Raw genomic sequence first — 560 nt, forward strand, 5'->3', positions numbered from 1 at the left:
ATCAAAGACGGCCGAACATGACTATGAAGTCAACGAGCTCAAGCAGTATGATAGCTTACTCTTAGTTGGCGGTACCGAACATGTACAAAAAGCAATGATCACGCTATTTGGTTTTTCAGTCAGCGGCGATGCTTTGATAGTCGACAATATCAAGGGTCCAGAGCAAATTAAAGTCAAAAGATATGCACCAGATACGGAAGTACCTGTCCAGGAAAAAGCAATAGGACTTCTTAAAATGCTAAAATCTGAGAGTAAATAAAGCTCGACTACAATAAGTTATAACCAAGAAGCCGCTGAAGTCTAACCGAAGCGGCTTTATTATGTAATCAGAAGAACTATCAACCCCCCTTTTTAGATGGAAATCCAACCTTTATAAAGTTGGTCGCATCTTAATTTAGTACTTGCCCATCCTTATAGTACTTGGGAGCGTGTAGCCAATGAGAATGCAAACGGGCTTTTAAGGCAATATGTTAAGAAAGGAACCGACTTAACAACGGTAGCAGACAGTGATATTGAATTCTCGGTATCACAGATAAATTATCGACCCAAAAAGTGTTTAG

At 39.6% G+C, this 560-nt stretch carries 2 pseudogenes; both read left to right on the top strand.

Features of this window, described 5'->3' with window-relative positions:
• Positions 1-259 (top strand): annotated as a pseudogene (locus A3712_RS28090) (hypothetical protein); the annotation flags it as partial.
• A gap of 144 nt (positions 260-403) precedes the next feature.
• Positions 404-560, top strand: a pseudogene (locus tag A3712_RS27210) (IS30 family transposase); the annotation flags it as partial.

This window comes from Vibrio sp. HI00D65, assembly GCF_001635455.1.
In the GTDB taxonomy this organism is placed as follows: Bacteria; Pseudomonadota; Gammaproteobacteria; order Enterobacterales; family Vibrionaceae; genus Vibrio.